Annotated in this window: 15 protein-coding genes; 8 read left to right on the forward strand and 7 right to left on the reverse strand. The window is 59.5% G+C overall.

From position 1 onward, the window contains the following. Window positions 1-5: 5 nt before the first annotated feature. A complete protein-coding gene (locus tag ACA043_RS23295; RefSeq protein ID WP_497657999.1) occupies window positions 6-620 on the reverse strand; it encodes an NAD(P)-dependent oxidoreductase in 615 nt (204 codons plus the stop codon). Between the two features lie 45 nt (window positions 621-665). Next, window positions 666-1,544 (reverse strand): MBL fold metallo-hydrolase, encoded by an 879-nt coding sequence (locus ACA043_RS23300; RefSeq protein WP_401272052.1) that lies wholly within the window; start codon window positions 1,542-1,544, stop codon window positions 666-668. A 114-nt stretch (window positions 1,545-1,658) separates the two neighbouring features. Here ACA043_RS23300 and ACA043_RS23305 point away from each other — a divergent pair, with 114 nt between their 5' ends. Both ACA043_RS23305 and ACA043_RS23310 read left to right on the forward strand, forming a co-directional pair. Beyond that, entirely contained in the window at window positions 1,659-2,564 is a 906-nt protein-coding gene (locus ACA043_RS23305; protein ID WP_497658000.1) for a LysR family transcriptional regulator, read from the forward strand. A 120-nt stretch (window positions 2,565-2,684) separates the two neighbouring features. Next, window positions 2,685-2,861: a hypothetical protein gene (locus ACA043_RS23310; RefSeq protein ID WP_008085463.1), complete on the forward strand. Its 177-nt coding sequence runs from the start codon at window positions 2,685-2,687 to the stop codon at window positions 2,859-2,861. Window positions 2,862-2,936: 75 nt separating this feature from the next. Here the strand turns inward: ACA043_RS23310 and ACA043_RS23315 are convergent, their stop codons facing one another. Further along, window positions 2,937-3,821 carry a helix-turn-helix domain-containing protein gene (locus tag ACA043_RS23315; protein WP_401272051.1) on the reverse strand — a complete coding sequence of 295 codons (885 nt, stop codon included), beginning with the start codon at window positions 3,819-3,821 and terminating at the stop codon, window positions 2,937-2,939. A 178-nt stretch (window positions 3,822-3,999) separates the two neighbouring features. Here ACA043_RS23315 and pobA point away from each other — a divergent pair, with 178 nt between their 5' ends. Together pobA and ACA043_RS23325 are read left to right on the forward strand one after the other, a co-directional pair. Continuing rightward, window positions 4,000-5,193: a 4-hydroxybenzoate 3-monooxygenase gene (gene pobA, locus ACA043_RS23320; protein ID WP_497615237.1), complete on the forward strand. Its 1,194-nt coding sequence runs from the start codon at window positions 4,000-4,002 to the stop codon at window positions 5,191-5,193. A gap of 74 nt (window positions 5,194-5,267) precedes the next feature. Then, window positions 5,268-6,785 (forward strand): MDR family MFS transporter, encoded by a 1,518-nt coding sequence (locus ACA043_RS23325; protein WP_497658001.1) that lies wholly within the window; start codon window positions 5,268-5,270, stop codon window positions 6,783-6,785. Window positions 6,786-6,907: 122 nt separating this feature from the next. Here ACA043_RS23325 and ACA043_RS23330 read toward each other — a convergent pair whose 3' ends face one another. The 4 genes from ACA043_RS23330 to ACA043_RS23345 form a co-directional block, all read right to left on the reverse strand. Further along, window positions 6,908-7,756 (reverse strand): cache domain-containing protein, encoded by an 849-nt coding sequence (locus ACA043_RS23330; RefSeq protein WP_187678138.1) that lies wholly within the window; start codon window positions 7,754-7,756, stop codon window positions 6,908-6,910. 273 nt (window positions 7,757-8,029) lie between these two features. Beyond that, window positions 8,030-8,884: an ATPase gene (locus ACA043_RS23335; RefSeq protein WP_497658002.1), complete on the reverse strand. Its 855-nt coding sequence runs from the start codon at window positions 8,882-8,884 to the stop codon at window positions 8,030-8,032. Window positions 8,885-9,000: 116 nt separating this feature from the next. Continuing rightward, on the reverse strand, window positions 9,001-9,993 hold the full coding sequence (locus ACA043_RS23340; RefSeq protein WP_497658003.1) for an NAD-dependent epimerase/dehydratase family protein: 993 nt from the start codon (window positions 9,991-9,993) through the stop codon (window positions 9,001-9,003). Window positions 9,994-10,047: 54 nt separating this feature from the next. Next, the gene (locus tag ACA043_RS23345; protein ID WP_187678141.1) at window positions 10,048-10,941 is read right to left on the reverse strand and encodes a LysR family transcriptional regulator ArgP; all 894 of its coding nucleotides are present in this window, start codon (window positions 10,939-10,941) and stop codon (window positions 10,048-10,050) included. Window positions 10,942-11,037: 96 nt separating this feature from the next. On the opposite strand from ACA043_RS23345, the gene ACA043_RS23350 reads away from it, so the two are divergent. The 4 genes from ACA043_RS23350 to ACA043_RS23365 all read left to right on the forward strand — a co-directional run bounded on the left by ACA043_RS23350 (window position 11,038) and on the right by ACA043_RS23365 (window position 15,214). Continuing rightward, window positions 11,038-11,439, forward strand: coding sequence for an ACT domain-containing protein (locus tag ACA043_RS23350; RefSeq protein WP_497615240.1), 402 nt, complete (start codon window positions 11,038-11,040; stop codon window positions 11,437-11,439). A gap of 5 nt (window positions 11,440-11,444) precedes the next feature. Further along, window positions 11,445-12,047, forward strand: coding sequence for a LysE/ArgO family amino acid transporter (locus tag ACA043_RS23355; RefSeq protein WP_187678143.1), 603 nt, complete (start codon window positions 11,445-11,447; stop codon window positions 12,045-12,047). 176 nt (window positions 12,048-12,223) lie between these two features. Then, the gene (locus ACA043_RS23360; protein ID WP_187678144.1) at window positions 12,224-12,820 is read left to right on the forward strand and encodes a superoxide dismutase; all 597 of its coding nucleotides are present in this window, start codon (window positions 12,224-12,226) and stop codon (window positions 12,818-12,820) included. Window positions 12,821-13,162: 342 nt separating this feature from the next. Continuing rightward, window positions 13,163-15,214 carry a putative bifunctional diguanylate cyclase/phosphodiesterase gene (locus ACA043_RS23365; RefSeq protein ID WP_497658004.1) on the forward strand — a complete coding sequence of 684 codons (2,052 nt, stop codon included), beginning with the start codon at window positions 13,163-13,165 and terminating at the stop codon, window positions 15,212-15,214. Window positions 15,215-15,279: the final 65 nt, after the last annotated feature.

Below are 15,279 nucleotides of genomic sequence, written 5' to 3' on the forward strand. Positions count from 1 at the left end.
GGCTGTCAGTACCCGACCGTAAACCGCTGCCGCGAATGTTTCGGCGCTTCCACTTCGTCGATCAACGCAATCGCGTAATCGGCAAAAGTGATCCAGCTGCGCCCTTCTCCACTCACCAGCAAATGATCCTTGCCGACACGGAACGTACCGCTGCGCTCACCTTCGACAAACTCCGCCGACGGCGACAGAAAACACCAGTCCAATTCCTTTTCCTGACGCAACGCCTCAAGAAACGCCGCACCGGCGCTGGCCTCGGTTTTGTACTCGGCCGGGAAACCTGCGCTGTCGATAACCCGAGTGTCGTCCGGCAACAACAGCGAACCGGCACCGCCGACCACCAACAGGCGTTTCACACCCGCCTGCTTCACTGGCCCGACAATTGCGCTGGCCGGCACCGTCGCGAAATGCGCGGCGGTGATCACCACATCATGACCGGCGACGGCATCTTGCAGCGCCACCGAATCCAGCACATCGACATTCTGGCTGACCACACCAGCACGGCCGCCGATCTTCGAGGTGTCCCGGGCGATGGCGGTAACGCTGTGGCCGCGACGCAGGGCTTCTTCCAGCAGTTGGCTACCGGCACGACCGGTGGCACCGATGATTGCGATTTTGCTCATGACATTCTCCAGTTGGCTTGAGAGTGCTGCGTTTTCAGAATCGGGTTACCACTGCATTTCGCCTTTGGCGACTTTGGCGCTCAGCTCCAGCGAGCTTTCCTCGCCCAGCTTCGGGTAGCGTTTTTTCATTGCCGCGATCAGGGCGGCGGAATCCTTGGCCTTGGCGGTTTCTGCATCGAACGCCTTGATGTAATCGGCGGTGAATTTCACGCTGGCCAGCGAACGGCTGCTGTTACCCAGGTAATGACCCGGCACCACGGTGTTCGGCTTCAGGGTTTCGATCGAGTGCAGGGTTTCCAGCCAGTCGGCGTGGGATTGTGCGGTCTGGGTGTCGGCCATCCACACGTGGATGTTCTCGGCAACGACAACGCCACCAACCACGGCTTTGAGCGAAGGAATCCATACAAAGCTGCGATCCGGTTGTTTGCCCGCAAGACCGATCACCTGCAACTTCTGCCCTTCGAGCATCAGGCTGTCGCCCTTGAGCACGCCCGGCACGATGGTTTTCGCCGGTACGTCGGCGCCCATTTTCGGGCCCCAGAACGCCAGTTTGCCTTCGACGGTTTTGTTGATGTGATCAACGGTCGGCTGCGAAGCCAGCACCTTTGCATCGGGGAAGGCTTTGGTCAGGGTGTCGAGGCCGAAGTAGTAATCCGGATCACCGTGGCTGATGTAAATAGTGGTCAGATGCTTGCCGCTGGCGCGGATCTTTTCCACCACTTGCTCGGCCTGGGATTTACCGAATTGTGCATCGACCAGGATCGCGTCTTTTGCGCCGCTGACCAGCACCGAGGTCACCGGAAAAATGGCGTTGGTGCCCGGGTTGTAGACATCGAGGGTCAGGTTGGCAGCCGCTGCGTGGGCAGCAAAACCGAGGGAAGCGGTTGCGAGGAGTACGCGTTTGATTACAGTGAAACCGATCATCTGTTGCTCCGGTGTCCGAATGCCATGTCTGGCGATGGGACAGAGCTTAGTTGCCTGAGTCAGTACAAAAAATGCGATGCTTGGACATAGTTTGTTTCTGAAAGCGGGCAAATCATGGATCGTCTCCAAGCAATGCGGGTGTTTGTCACGGTGGTGGACCTGGGCAGTCAGTCGGCAGCGGCCGATCACCTGGACCTTTCACGCCCGGTGGTATCGCGTTATCTGGCCGAGCTGGAAGACTGGGTCGGCGCACGCCTGATGCACCGCACCACGCGCAAATTGAGCCTGACCGCCGCCGGCAGTGAAATCCTGCCGCGCTGCCGGCAGATGATTGAACTGTCGAGCGATATGCAGGCCGCCGTCAGCGAACCCCACGACGCCCCGCGCGGACTGCTGCGGATCAGCGTCAGCACCTCGTTCGGCCAGGCGCAACTGGCCGATGCGATGGCGGCGTACGTCAAGCGCTACCCCGGCGTCAGCATCGATATGCAGATGCTCGATCGCACGGTGAATCTGGTGGATGAGCGCATCGATCTGGCGATCCGCACCAGCAATGACCTCGATCCGAACCTGATCGCCCGGCGCCTGACCGTTTGCCGCTCGGTGGTCTGCGCGGCCCCGGATTATCTGCAAGCGCATCCGGCGCCACAGCGGGTTGAAGAGCTGAGTCGACACAACTGCCTCACTCACTCCTACTTCGGCAAAAGCCTGTGGCATTTCGAAGAGAACGGCGAGCCGGTCTCGGTGCCGGTTCAGGGCAATATCAGCGCCAACGAAGCAAGCACGCTGTTGCGAGCGACGTTGGCCGGTGCGGGGGTGGCGATGCTGCCGACCTATCAGGCCGGGGTGCACATTCACGCAGGTGAGTTGATTCGCTTGCTGCCCGACGCCGAACCCCGGCAGATGAACATCTACGCGGTCTATGCCTCGCGCAAGCACATGCCGGCGGCATTGCGCAGCATGCTGGATTTTCTGGTGCTCAGATTCCCGGAAAACCCGGCGTGGGATATCGACCTGTAAACCCGGTCATCAGTGTTCTGAATGTCGCGTTAAATGTGCAACCGCTGGTGCTGGCAAGTCTTCATGGCTGACCTATGCTGAAAGCAGTACCCAAGGGTATTCGTTCAGAGGTCGAACACCATGAACATCAAAACAAGAAGATACTTCGCGATTTTCATCACCTGCGCTGCCACGCTGGCGTTGTACGGCACCGCGGCCTGGCGGGTCGAGCAACTGCGACAACTGCCCCGCGAATACGCGAGTTGTAACTTCGAGCGCTGTATTCCGCACAACGCCACGCTGAATGCACTGCGCTGATTGAATCAGGCTGGAATAAAATCCCTGTGGGAGCGAGCAAGCTCGCTCCCACAGGGATTTGTGGTGGTTACAGAATTACTGCTCGGCCTTCAGCCTGTCACGAAAAGCCTTGGGCGAAATCCCCACCCGACGCCGGAACAGGCGCGTGAAGTTGGTCGGATCGGAAAACCCCAACAATTCCGACATATCGTAAATTGTCATGCTGGTATAGGTCAGCAGGCGCTTGGCTTCCAGTAACTGGCGTTCGTGCATGATCTGCAACGCCGGTTGCCCCGCCAGTTCACGGCACGTGCCGTTGAGGTGAGAGACCGAAATGCCCAGTCGATGGGCCAGGTCCTCGACCTTCACATGCTGGCGGTAAGTTTCCTCCACCAATTGAATAAACCCGGCGAGGTATTCGCGCTGGCGTTGCGGCCGCTGGCTGGCGTTATGGCGCACGATCGCCTGGCGGCTGACCCAGACCATGATCACGCTGACCAGCGAATGCATGAGCATTTCCCGCGCGGGTTGATGGCCGTTGTACTCGGCCTGCAACGCCGTAAACAAGCTATTCAGGTAATCGCCGTCATTGCCCGCCGGATAGCTATCGGCCTGGGCAAGCGCGTGAACCGCGTTGCCCAGCTGCGCCTGCAAGTGATTGATCAGCGGCGTGGCGAGCGTGACGACGAATCCTTCGATGTCCTCGGAAAAACGGAAGCCATGTACCGATAGCGGTGGCAGTACTTGAATGGCAGGCGTTTGAAGCTGAGTGCGCTGACCTTCGATCTCAAGCTCTGCCTGACCTTTGAAGACGAAGAGCAGCTGGCACAAATCGGCGTGGCGGTGGGGTTTGATTTCCCATTGATGTTCGCGACTGCGTGAGGAAATGGTTTCACAGTGCAGCAAGTCCGGGGTCGGCCAGTCCAGGCTTTCACCGTAGAGCTTGAACACCGGAATCGAAGGCAGCTCAGGCTTGTTCATCACTTCAATCCAGGCCTCTAGGGTTACGGGCGATAATCGCACCGATTGGCAGAATGTACAGGTATCGGCTCAGTTTTCACCTTCAATTGACAGACCCGCAAGGGAAAAATGCAAGCACTCGATCCATAAAAATCATTCACCGGCCTTGGCCGCGTGAAGCTTGCGAGCCATAAAAACAATGAAAACGCTGAAAACCCAAGTCGCCATCATCGGCGCCGGTCCATCCGGATTGCTCCTCGGTCAGTTGCTGCACAACGCCGGCATCGACACCCTCATCCTCGAACGCCAGGCACCCGATTATGTGCTCGGGCGCATCCGTGCCGGTGTGCTTGAACAAGGCATGGTAGAGCTGTTGCGTCAGGCCGGCGTGAGTCAGCGGATGGACGCTGAAGGTCTGGTTCACGGCGGTTTCGATCTGGCGCTGGATGGGCGTCAGGTACACATCGATCTGCACGCCTTGACCGGCGGCAAGACCGTAATGATCTACGGCCAGACCGAAGTCACCCGCGACCTGATGGCCGCTCGTCGGGAGGCCGGGGCAACGACGATTTATCAAGTGAGCAATGTCGTTCCTCACGGCATGAAAAGCGACGAAGCCTTCGTCACCTTCGAAAAGGACGGCGAAACCTGGCGCGTCGATTGCGATTACATCGCCGGTTGTGATGGTTTCCACGGTGTCGCCCGGCAGTCAATTCCTGCGGATTGCCTGAAGGTGTTCGAACGGGTTTACCCTTTCGGCTGGCTAGGCATTCTCGCCGACACCCCGCCAGTGCAAGACGAACTGGTCTACGCCCGCCACGAACGCGGGTTTGCCTTGTGCAGCATGCGGTCAGCGGTTCGCACCCGTTACTACCTGCAAGTGCCAGCGGATGAAAACGTCGACAACTGGAGCGATCAGCGCTTCTGGGATGAGCTGAAAAAGCGCCTGCCGTCGGAGCTGGCAGAGAAACTGGTCACTGGCCCGTCGATTGAAAAGAGCATCGCGCCGCTGCGCAGTTTCGTGGTGGAGCCGATGCAATACGGCCGGATGTTTCTGGTCGGCGACGCGGCGCACATCGTCCCGCCCACCGGCGCCAAGGGCTTGAACCTGGCCGCCAGCGATGTCAGCACATTGTTCAATATTCTGTTGAAGGTGTACCGCAACGGTCGCATCGATCTGCTGGAGAAATACTCCGAGATCTGCCTGCGTCGGGTCTGGAAGGCCGAGCGATTTTCCTGGTGGATGACGTCAATGCTGCATCGCTTCGACGATCACGATGACTTCAGCCAACGCATTTGCGCCTCGGAGCTGGACTATTTTGTCAGCTCGGAAGCGGGCCGAAAAACCATTGCAGAAAATTACGTCGGGCTTCCATACGAGGCTATCGAATAGCCTGCTATCGACTTACACTGGCGAGCATCCACCCCGCTCGCCAGCGGGTTCATCTCTGCCCGCAGGTCCTGCCCGTGTCCAATCTCAACCAGCCTGAAACGCCCAAACCGGCCATTCGCAGCGTGCTGGTCGCGCTGATGATGGCAATCTTCCTTGGCGCGCTGGACCAGACCATCGTCGCCGTGTCGATGCCGGCCATCTCCGCGCAATTCAAGGACGTCAGCCTGCTGGCCTGGGTGATTTCCGGGTACATGGTGGCGATGACCGTCGCGGTGCCAATCTACGGCAAGCTCGGCGATTTGTACGGGCGGCGCAAACTGATGCTGTTCGGCATGGGCCTTTTCACGCTGGCTTCGCTGTTTTGCGGCATGGCCCAAAGCATGGAACAACTGGTGCTCGCGCGGATTCTCCAAGGCATCGGTGCCGGCGGGATGATTTCGGTGAGCCAGGCGATCATCGGCGACATCGTGCCGCCGCGCGAACGCGGGCGCTATCAGGGGTATTTCAGCAGCATGTACGCGGTCGCGAGCGTCGCCGGCCCGGTGCTCGGCGGCTACATGACCGAGTACCTGTCGTGGCGCTGGGTGTTTCTGATCAACCTGCCGCTGGGCCTCGGCGCCTGGTGGGTGGCCAATCGCAACTTGCGCGGGCTACCGATTCCACAACGCAAGCCGATCATCGATTACCTCGGCACAGTGCTGATGATCATCGGCCTGACGGCCCTGCTGCTCGGTATCACTCAGGTCGGTCAGGGCCATTCATGGCGCAGCAGCGAAGTGCTTGGGCTGTTCGCTTGTGCGGTCGTGGTGTTGGCGATTTTTGTCTGGCATGAGCGGCGTGCGCGTGAGCCGTTGCTGCCGATGCACCTGTTCGCCAATCGCAACGCCCTGCTGTGCTGGTGCACGATTTTCTTCACCAGTTTCCAGGCGATTTCGCTGATCGTGCTGATGCCGCTGCGCTTTCAAACGGTCACCGGGGCCGGGGCCGACAGCGCCGCGTTGCACTTGCTGCCATTGGCCATGGGCCTGCCGATCGGCGCCTTCTTTGCCGGGCGTCGCACCTCGGTGACCGGGCGCTACAAACCGCAAATTCTGACCGGCGCGATCCTGATGCCGATCTCGATTCTCGGCATGGCGTTCAGTCCGCCGGAGGCCACAGTCATGAGTGGTCTGTTCATGTTGCTCAGCGGGATTGCCGGTGGCATGCAGTTCCCGACGTCACTGGTCGGCACGCAGAACTCGGTGGAGCAACGCGACATCGGTGTGGCCACCAGCACCACCAACCTGTTCCGCTCGCTGGGCGGCGCGGTGGGTGTGGCGTTGATGTCCGCGCTGTTGCTGGCATTTTTACAGGACTCAAACTTTGTCCATCTGACAAGCAGCTCGCTGATGAGCGAGGGGCACTCGGGCAACGTACTGCTCGATGGTCTGAACGCTGCACCGGGTGATGCGCAGAACGCCTTGCGCGCGGAGCTTTCGGTGACCTTCCGGCATTTGCTGTGGGTCAGTGCGGCGGTGTCGCTGCTGGGGCTGGCGGCGGCGATTGCGATGCCGAACCACTTGCTGCGTGGGCGCGAGCACGGCGCCAAATAGCAGCAACACCCCAAAACATGTGGGAGCGAGCCTGCTCGCGAAGACGGTGAATCAGTCGAAGAATGTATCGACTGATATTCTGCCTTCGCGAGCAGGCTCGCTCCCACAAGGGAGGATGCGTTTCAAGGGCTGTAGTAACCCACCGCCACCAGAAAGTGCCCGACCTTCTTCAGGTAGGCATGCTTGTCCTCGACCTTGCCGGTCACCGGGTTTTTCCAGCGGTATTGGTAGTCGCCATAATCCTGCTTGGCGATCAGCGCCAGAATCGGCTCGCCCACCGGTTTGCCTTCCGGGTCCTTGATCTTGCTGAAGTCGGTATTGATCAGCCGCAGATTGGTGCCATGTGCGACATAGCGCTGGGTATCCAGATCGACCACGAACACGTACAGGTCATCCTGCAAATAGCCGCCCTTGAGCGAGTTGATCGCCATCAGCGTGCCCTTCTCGTCTTTGCCCAGATCCGTCGCTGCCTTGTTCAGCAATGCCATCGCCTGCTCGGCCGACGCCCGGGGCAAGTAATAACCGACCGCCAAAATCCGCTGACCGACGCGCTGATAGAACACATGCTTGCGCTCGACCTTGCCGTCAGCCCAGTTCTGCCAGCGGTACTCGGCTTGCTGGATGCCGTTGCCCTCCGGCACTTTCAAGGCGTCCTTGAAGGTTTTTTGCAGATCCGGGCCGAGCACATCGCTCACATCACGACCGATCAACGCTGACGATGGCCCGCCGCTGGCGAGCATCACGCCTTTGGTGTCGACCACGAACACGTAGCGATCCTTGTCGACAAACTCGCCCTGACGACTGAATGCGGCGAACGCCTTGTCGCCGTTGTCGTGGTAATAGGCCAGGGCCTTTTCCAGCAAGGCGATGGCGGCCTGGCTGTCATCCTTGGCGGTGGTTGCGGCGCTGGCCTGGCCGAACCCCGCCAGTAACATCACGCCGAGCCAGGCCACTTTATGCAAAAAACCCATAGCGCATCCCTCGTTCTTGTTGGTGTTTCAAGAGCGTAGACGGCTTGGGGGCATGTACGAGTATTCAGAATGATGCAGGTGATTACAGAGCCCCCCCCTGTGACAAAGGAGATTCCTGTGGCGAGGGGATTTATCCCCGATGGGTTGCGAAGCAGCCCCAAAACCTGAGAACTCGATATCACTGGAAAAATGCCGGGGAGCGCTTCGCCCTCCATCGGGGATAAATCCCCTCGCCACAGGGTTCTCTGTCGACACAAAGAACCCTGCTTTTGGCTATGGGCGGGCGTTGATTTGCTGCTGCAAATTCTGGATCTGCGCCGACAGCGTATTGATGTTGCGGGTCATCTGCCCACGGAACGCATCGAACTCGGCCGTGTTGCCGCCACCCTGAGGGGATGCCGGACGGTTGTCCTGCTCGCTTTTGAGGACGACGATTTCCTGTTCCAGACGATCAATCGCCGCGCTCGGATTGCCCTGTTTCTTCAGTGCTGCGATGTCGGCGCCAAGGCTCTTGAACTGGGCATCGAAGGCCTTGAGCTGGGCGTCGACCTTGCTGGTATCGGCCGGGGTGCTTTTCACGCTCGCCAGTTCGGCGCTGAGGGCTTTGACCTGCGCCTGCAACTGGGTATTGGCGTTCTGCTGTTCAGTGGTCTGCGCGGTCATCTGCGCCAGACGTTTGTCCAGATCGCTGGCCTGACCGGCCACGCCCTGCTGCTGCTTGCTCTGATCCAGCAGTTTGCCTTCCAGCTGTTTGATCTGCAGCTTCAAGGCTTCGCTGTCGCTGCTGACGTTGCTCTGGCTGGCCACGACCTTGCCGGAAATATCCTGCAGGCGCCCGGCCGCTTCCTCACTGATACGCGCGAAACTTTCCTGGGTCGCCACCAGTTGCTGCTCCATCAACGAAATCTGCTGAAAGCTCCACCAGGCCAGACCGATGAAGGCAAAAAACAAGGCGCCGACCAGCGCCCACAACGGCCCGGTGCTGGCCGCCTTGACCTTGACCACCGGCGGCGTGCGCGAGTGCACGGCGGTGCGGGCAGTGGTCGGAATGTCATCGTCGTCGAAGGTGTCGGCACGCAGGCTCGGTACATCATCGAAATCGTCGTGGGCATCATTACGCATGGACATTGAGGCAACCTTTGTGAAACGCGGTGATGGCAGATTGCGGCGAAGTATAAACCCCGCAGCCGCAGGGATTGACCCTCAACCTGCAGTGCGGTTCATTGCCGCCCGGCCGAATCGTTTCAACGAATGTCCTGGGCTTTCCACCAGCCGCAGAACTCGTCGAGGGCCGTCCACAGGCTGACTTTCGGATCGTAATCCAGATAATGCCGGGCGCGGCTGATGTCGAGGGTGAAATTTTTGTTCATTACCTGCATGCCCAAGCGCGACAGCGTCGGCTCCGGACGTCCCGGCCAGAGTTTGCACGCGCCTTCGTTGAGCGCCGCGACGCTGTAGGCCAGCCCGTACGAACGGTACTTGGTGACCTGTGGGACTTCCATTTTGCGCATGACGTAATTGACCACATCCCACAGAGGCACCGGCGCGCCATTACTGATGTTGTACGCCTTGCCCAGCGCGGAGCCGGCGGCCAGCAAGCTGCTGAGCATGACTTCGTTGAGGTTGTGCACGCTGGTGAAATCGACCTTGTTCAAACCGTTGCCGATGATCGCCAGACGGCCCTTGCGCTGCATGTTCAACAGGCGCGGGAAAATGCTCATGTCGCCGGCACCGGTAACAAAACGCGGACGCAGCGCGATGGTTTCCAGACCGAATTCCTGCGCGCCGAAGACCTTTTGCTCGGCCAGATACTTGGTCGCGGCGTAGTGATGTTTGAAGCGCTTGGGCACGTGTTCTTCGGTCAGGTCGAAGTGGTCACGGCCATCGAAATAGATCGACGGCGATGACAAATGCACCAGCCGCCGAACCCGCTGCTTCAGGCAAGCCTCGACGACATTTTCAGTAACCTGCACGTTGCCTTGATGAAAGTCCTGATAACGCCCCCACAGCCCGACAGCGCCCGAACAATGCACCACGGCTTCGACGTCGGCGCAGAGTTCACGCACCAGATCCGGGTCAGTCAGATCGCCGGGGACAAACTCGGCGCCACGGCGCACCAGATGCTCGACGCTCTCGGCCCGGCGACCGTTGACCCGCACGTCAAGGCCCTGCTCCAGAGCGAAACGCGCAAAGCGCCCGCCAATGAAGCCGCTTGCGCCGGTGACCAGAATTTTCATGTAAAGCTCCGATGTCTTTCGTTTTGCCTGATTCGTGTGTCTTGACGCTGGCCGTCAGTTCAACGGCACCAACCATTGGGGTGAAGAACGCACCAATTGCTCGGTCAGCAAGCCCAGCAGCTGACCGCCATTGCGCCAATGATGCCAGTACAACGGCACGTCGATCGGTTTATCTGGCAACAGTTCGCGCAACACCCCGCGTTGCAATTGCTCGCGCACTTGCAGTTCCGGTACCAGGCCCCAGCCCAATCCGGCCTCAGTCAGGCGGATAAAACCCTCGGAAGACGGGCACAAATGGTGCTCGAAACCGCCATCGACGCCGAGGGATGCCAGGTAGCGATGCTGGAGGAAATCGTCCGGGCCAAACACCAGCGCCGGGGTTCGCGGCAGTTGTTCGGCGCGCACGCCATCGGGAAAATGCCGTTCGATAAACGCCGGGCTGGCGAGCGCGCGATAACGCATCGCCCCGAGCAACACGCTGCGCGCGCCAGCCACCGGTCGCTCGCTGGCGCAGACGCACGCCGCCACTTCACCGGCGCGCATGCGTTTGAGGCCGACGGTCTGGTCTTCCACCACCAGATCCAGCAACAAATGCTGGTCGGCGCAGAAATCCCCCACCGCCTCAGCCCACCAGGTCGCCAGGCTGTCGGCATTGATTGCGATGCGCAGACGTTCCGGTAGTCCCTCTTCGTCCAACGCGGGCACAAGCGTCTGCAAATCGCGCTCGAGCAGACGCACTTGCTGCACATGGTTGAGCAGGCGTCGGCCAATCTCGGTCGGCGATGGCGGCGTAGCGCGCACCAACACCGGCTGACCGACCCGCGCCTCAAGCAGTTTGATCCGCTGCGAAATCGCCGATTGCGACAAACCCAGCACCTGCGCCGCGCGTTCGAATCCAGCCTGCTCGACCACGGCGGCCAGAGCGGAGAGTAATTTGTAGTCGAACATCAGTTTTCCTAATGAGCGATCAGCACTATTGGTTTTTCTTATACAACGTCAGACCGGAGAATAGCCAGCAAGCACTCTTTATCAAGGACAACGTCAATGGCTGGCGAAACATCACTCTCGACCTTGCTGCGCAGCATGAGCCCGCAGCTCAACGCCGGCGAATACGTGTTCTGCACCCTGCCCGACGGCCAGTTGCCGCGCGGCCTGGAGGTTGTCGGCAGCTTCCGTGAACAGGAAGGCCTGACGGTGATCCTGCAACGCCGCGATGCCGAACAGGCCGGTTTCAACTTCGACTATGTGGCCGCGTGGATCACCCTGAACGTGCATTCGGCGCTGGAAGCCGTCGGCCTCACCGCCGCGTTTGCCACCGCACTGGGCAAGGCCGGGATTAGTTGCAACGTGATCGCCGGTTACTACCACGACCATTTGTTTGTCGGTCAGGCCGACGCCGAACGCGCCATGCAAGTGCTGCGCGATCTGGCAGCCAACGCGGAGTAAATCTTATGTGGCAAAGCTATGTGAACGGATTGCTGGTGGCGTTGGGGCTGATCATGGCGATCGGTACGCAAAACGCATTTGTGCTGGCGCAGAGTCTGCGGCGTGAGCATCACCTGCCCGTCGCCGCGCTGTGCGTCGCCTGCGATGCATTGCTGGTGGCCGCCGGGGTGTTTGGCCTGGCGACCGTGTTGGCGCAAAACCCGACATTGCTGGCGGTCGCGCGCTGGGGTGGTGCGGTGTTCCTGATCTGGTACGGCAGCCAAGCCCTGCGCCGGGCGTTTTCGAAGCAGAGCCTGAATCAGGGTGAAAACCAGACCGTACGCTCGTTGCGGGCGGTGATGCTCAGTGCCTTGGCGGTGACCTTGCTCAACCCGCACGTTTATCTCGATACCGTGCTGTTGATTGGTTCGCTGGGGGCTCAGCAGTCGGTGCCGGGGGCTTATGTGGTCGGCGCGGCAAGCGCTTCTTTGCTGTGGTTTTTCACTTTGGCGCTGGGTGCCGCGTGGCTCGCACCGTGGCTGGCTCGCCCGAGTACCTGGCGGATTCTTGATCTGCTGGTGGCGTTAATGATGTTCACGGTGGCAGGACAGCTGATATTGGCGTCCTGACTTATTCCAAACAGCTCTGGAACCTCTATCCCACACAGTTGTTGCGTGGTTAAGCCGCAACCCCGGTGCTATGATCCGAACTCTGCGCCGCAAAGAGTAAAAACTCGCCGGTGCATTTCTGGCCGCCCGTGATCGGCCTTGCGCTCACCGCAACAGACCTGATTAGGAGAATCATCATGGCTTTCGAATTGCCGCCGCTGCCTTACGCACACGATGCCCTGCAGCCGCACATTTCCAAGGAAACCCTGGAATTTCACCACGACAAGCACCACAACACCTATGTCGTGAACCTGAACAACCTGGTGCCAGGCACCGAGTTCGAAGGCAAAACCCTGGAAGAAATCGTCAAGACTTCCTCGGGCGGCATCTTCAACAACGCCGCTCAGGTCTGGAACCACACTTTCTACTGGAACTGCCTGGCACCAAACGCCGGCGGTCAACCAACCGGCGCGCTGGCTGAAGCCATCAACGCTGCGTTCGGTTCGTTCGACAAGTTCAAGGAAGAGTTCAGCAAAACCTCGATCGGTACCTTCGGTTCCGGCTGGGGCTGGCTGGTGAAAAAGGCTGACGGTTCCCTGGCTCTGGCCAGCACCATCGGCGCCGGCAACCCGCTGACCAGCGGCGACACCCCGCTGCTGACCTGCGACGTCTGGGAACACGCTTACTACATCGACTACCGCAACGTTCGTCCTAAGTATGTCGAAGCGTTCTGGAACCTGGTCAACTGGAAGTTCGTTGCTGAGCAGTTCGAAGGCAAAGCCTTCACCGCTTAAGCTGCGCGCCAGACAAAAAACCCGGCTTTTGCCGGGTTTTTCATGCCTGTGATTTATGTCCACAGGGAGAGCATTTCTCTCACGAGGAAAGCTGGCCTTGACTGCTTGTCGCCGAGCCACAGCGGGCTAACATCAAACAGAGGAAAATTTCTTGCGCACCGCTCAAGTTGGGGGCCGAAACTACCGACATAGTACAAATAGGACTAATACTCCAGACAGCAGCATTTCGGCCAAGACCACAGGCGAATGACTTGAGGCCTGATTGTCCCTTTGACTGCAAACACGGGATTGCCAATACTCATGGCAAACTGACGCTACCCGCACGGAACAAGGAATAACCCTTTGAAGCTGGAACTCAAGAACAGCTTGTCGGTGAAGTTGCTCCGGGTCGTGCTCCTGTCAGCATTGATCGTCGGCGTGGTCTTGAGCTGCGCGCAGATCGTTTTCGACGCCTATAAAACCCGTCAGGCCGTGGCGGGCGACGCCGAGCGCATCCTCGACATGTTCCGTGATCCCTCCACTCAGGCCGTCTATAGCCTGGATCGGGAGATGGGCATGCAGGTGATCGAAGGCCTGTTTCAGGACGATGCCGTGCGCCAGGCCTCCATTGGCCACCCCAACGAAGCGATGCTGGCGCAGAAGTCCCGTGAGTTGCAGCATTCCAACAGCCGCTGGCTGACCGACCTGATTCTTGGGCAAGAACGCACGTTCACCACCCAACTGGTGGGACGTGGACCGTACAGCGAGTACTACGGCGACTTGAGCATCACCCTCGACACCGCCACTTATGGCGAGGGTTTTATCGTCAGCTCGGTGATCATCTTCATTTCCGGTGTGCTGCGGGCGCTGGCCATGGGTCTGGTGCTGTATCTGGTTTATCACTGGCTGTTGACCAAACCGCTGTCGCGGATCATCGAGCATCTGACCGAAATCAATCCGGATCGCCCCAGCGAACACAAGATTCCGCAGCTCAAGGGCCACGAAAAAAACGAACTCGGCCTCTGGATCAACACCGCCAACCAGTTGCTCGAATCCATCGAACGCAATACCCACCTGCGCCACGAAGCGGAAAACAGCCTGCTGCGCATGGCCCAGTACGATTTCCTCACCGGCCTGCCGAACCGTCAGCAATTGCAGCAGCAACTGGACAAGATTCTGGTCGACGCCGGCAAGTTGCAGCGTCGGGTCGCAGTGTTGTGTGTAGGGCTGGATGATTTCAAAGGTATCAACGAGCAGTTCAGCTACCAGACCGGCGACCAATTATTGCTGGCCCTGGCTGATCGCCTGCGCGCCCACAGCGGCCGCCTAGGCGCCCTCGCCCGTTTGGGCGGCGACCAGTTCGCCCTGGTGCAGGCCGATATCGAACAGCCTTACGAAGCTGCCGAACTGGCGCAAAGCATTCTCGATGACCTGGAAGCGGCGTTTGCCCTCGATCATCAGGAGATCCGCCTGCGCGCGACCATCGGCATCACCCTGTTCCCGGAGGACGGCGACAGCACTGAGAAGCTGTTGCAGAAAGCCGAGCAGACCATGACCCTGGCCAAGACTCGCTCACGCAATCGCTATCAGTTCTACATCGCCAGCGTCGACAGCGAGATGCGCCGCCGTCGCGAACTGGAAAAAGACCTGCGCGACGCCTTGCTGCGCGATCAGTTCTACCTCGTCTACCAACCGCAGATTAGCTACCGCGATCACCGTGTGGTCGGTGTCGAGGCGCTGATTCGCTGGCAGCATCCGGAACACGGTCTGGTGCCGCCGGACTTGTTCATTCCGCTGGCCGAACAGAACGGCACGATCATTGCCATCGGCGAATGGGTGCTCGATCAGGCCTGCAAGCAGCTGCGCGAATGGCACGATCAGGGCTTCGCCGATCTCCGTATGGCGGTCAACCTGTCCACCGTGCAACTGCACCACGCCGAGTTGCCGAGGGTGGTCAACAACCTGTTGCAGATGTACCGCCTGCCGCCGCGCAGCCTGGAACTGGAAGTCACCGAAACCGGCCTGATGGAAGACATCAGCACCGCCGCCCAGCACCTGCTGAGCCTGCGTCGCTCCGGGGCGTTGATCGCCATCGACGACTTTGGCACCGGGTATTCGTCACTGAGCTATCTGAAAAGTCTGCCGCTGGACAAGATCAAGATCGACAAGAGCTTCGTCCAGGATCTGCTGGATGACGACGATGACGCGACCATCGTTCGCGCGATCATTCAACTGGGCAAGAGTCTCGGCATGCAGGTGATTGCCGAGGGCGTGGAAACCGCCGAGCAAGAGTCCTACATCATCTCCGAAGGCTGCCACGAAGGTCAGGGTTACCACTACAGCAAGCCGCTGCCGGCGCGGGAGCTCAGTGCCTACCTCAAGCAGGCGCAGCGCAGTAACGCGGCGATTCTCTGATACAGCGCATAAGCGTTGGCTAAATAAGAAATATTTCCAAGCACAACCCTTTACACATAATGCGA

It is taken from the genome of Pseudomonas sp. LBUM1648 (assembly GCF_059716145.1).

Excerpts from the sequence above, each read along its gene's own strand:
- ACA043_RS23295 (WP_497657999.1), bottom strand. The coding sequence starts at position 620 with ATGAGCAAAATCGCAATCATCGGTGCCACCGGTCGTGCCGGTAGCCAA.
- ACA043_RS23300 (WP_401272052.1), bottom strand. The coding sequence starts at position 1,544 with ATGATCGGTTTCACTGTAATCAAACGCGTACTCCTCGCAACCGCTTCC.
- ACA043_RS23305 (WP_497658000.1), top strand. The coding sequence starts at position 1,659 with ATGGATCGTCTCCAAGCAATGCGGGTGTTTGTCACGGTGGTGGACCTG.
- ACA043_RS23310 (WP_008085463.1), top strand. The coding sequence starts at position 2,685 with ATGAACATCAAAACAAGAAGATACTTCGCGATTTTCATCACCTGCGCT.
- ACA043_RS23315 (WP_401272051.1), bottom strand. The coding sequence starts at position 3,821 with ATGAACAAGCCTGAGCTGCCTTCGATTCCGGTGTTCAAGCTCTACGGT.
- pobA (WP_497615237.1), top strand. The coding sequence starts at position 4,000 with ATGAAAACGCTGAAAACCCAAGTCGCCATCATCGGCGCCGGTCCATCC.
- ACA043_RS23330 (WP_187678138.1), bottom strand. The coding sequence starts at position 7,756 with ATGGGTTTTTTGCATAAAGTGGCCTGGCTCGGCGTGATGTTACTGGCG.
- ACA043_RS23335 (WP_497658002.1), bottom strand. The coding sequence starts at position 8,884 with ATGTCCATGCGTAATGATGCCCACGACGATTTCGATGATGTACCGAGC.
- ACA043_RS23340 (WP_497658003.1), bottom strand. The coding sequence starts at position 9,993 with ATGAAAATTCTGGTCACCGGCGCAAGCGGCTTCATTGGCGGGCGCTTT.
- ACA043_RS23345 (WP_187678141.1), bottom strand. The coding sequence starts at position 10,941 with ATGTTCGACTACAAATTACTCTCCGCTCTGGCCGCCGTGGTCGAGCAG.
- ACA043_RS23350 (WP_497615240.1), top strand. The coding sequence starts at position 11,038 with ATGGCTGGCGAAACATCACTCTCGACCTTGCTGCGCAGCATGAGCCCG.
- ACA043_RS23355 (WP_187678143.1), top strand. The coding sequence starts at position 11,445 with ATGTGGCAAAGCTATGTGAACGGATTGCTGGTGGCGTTGGGGCTGATC.
- ACA043_RS23360 (WP_187678144.1), top strand. The coding sequence starts at position 12,224 with ATGGCTTTCGAATTGCCGCCGCTGCCTTACGCACACGATGCCCTGCAG.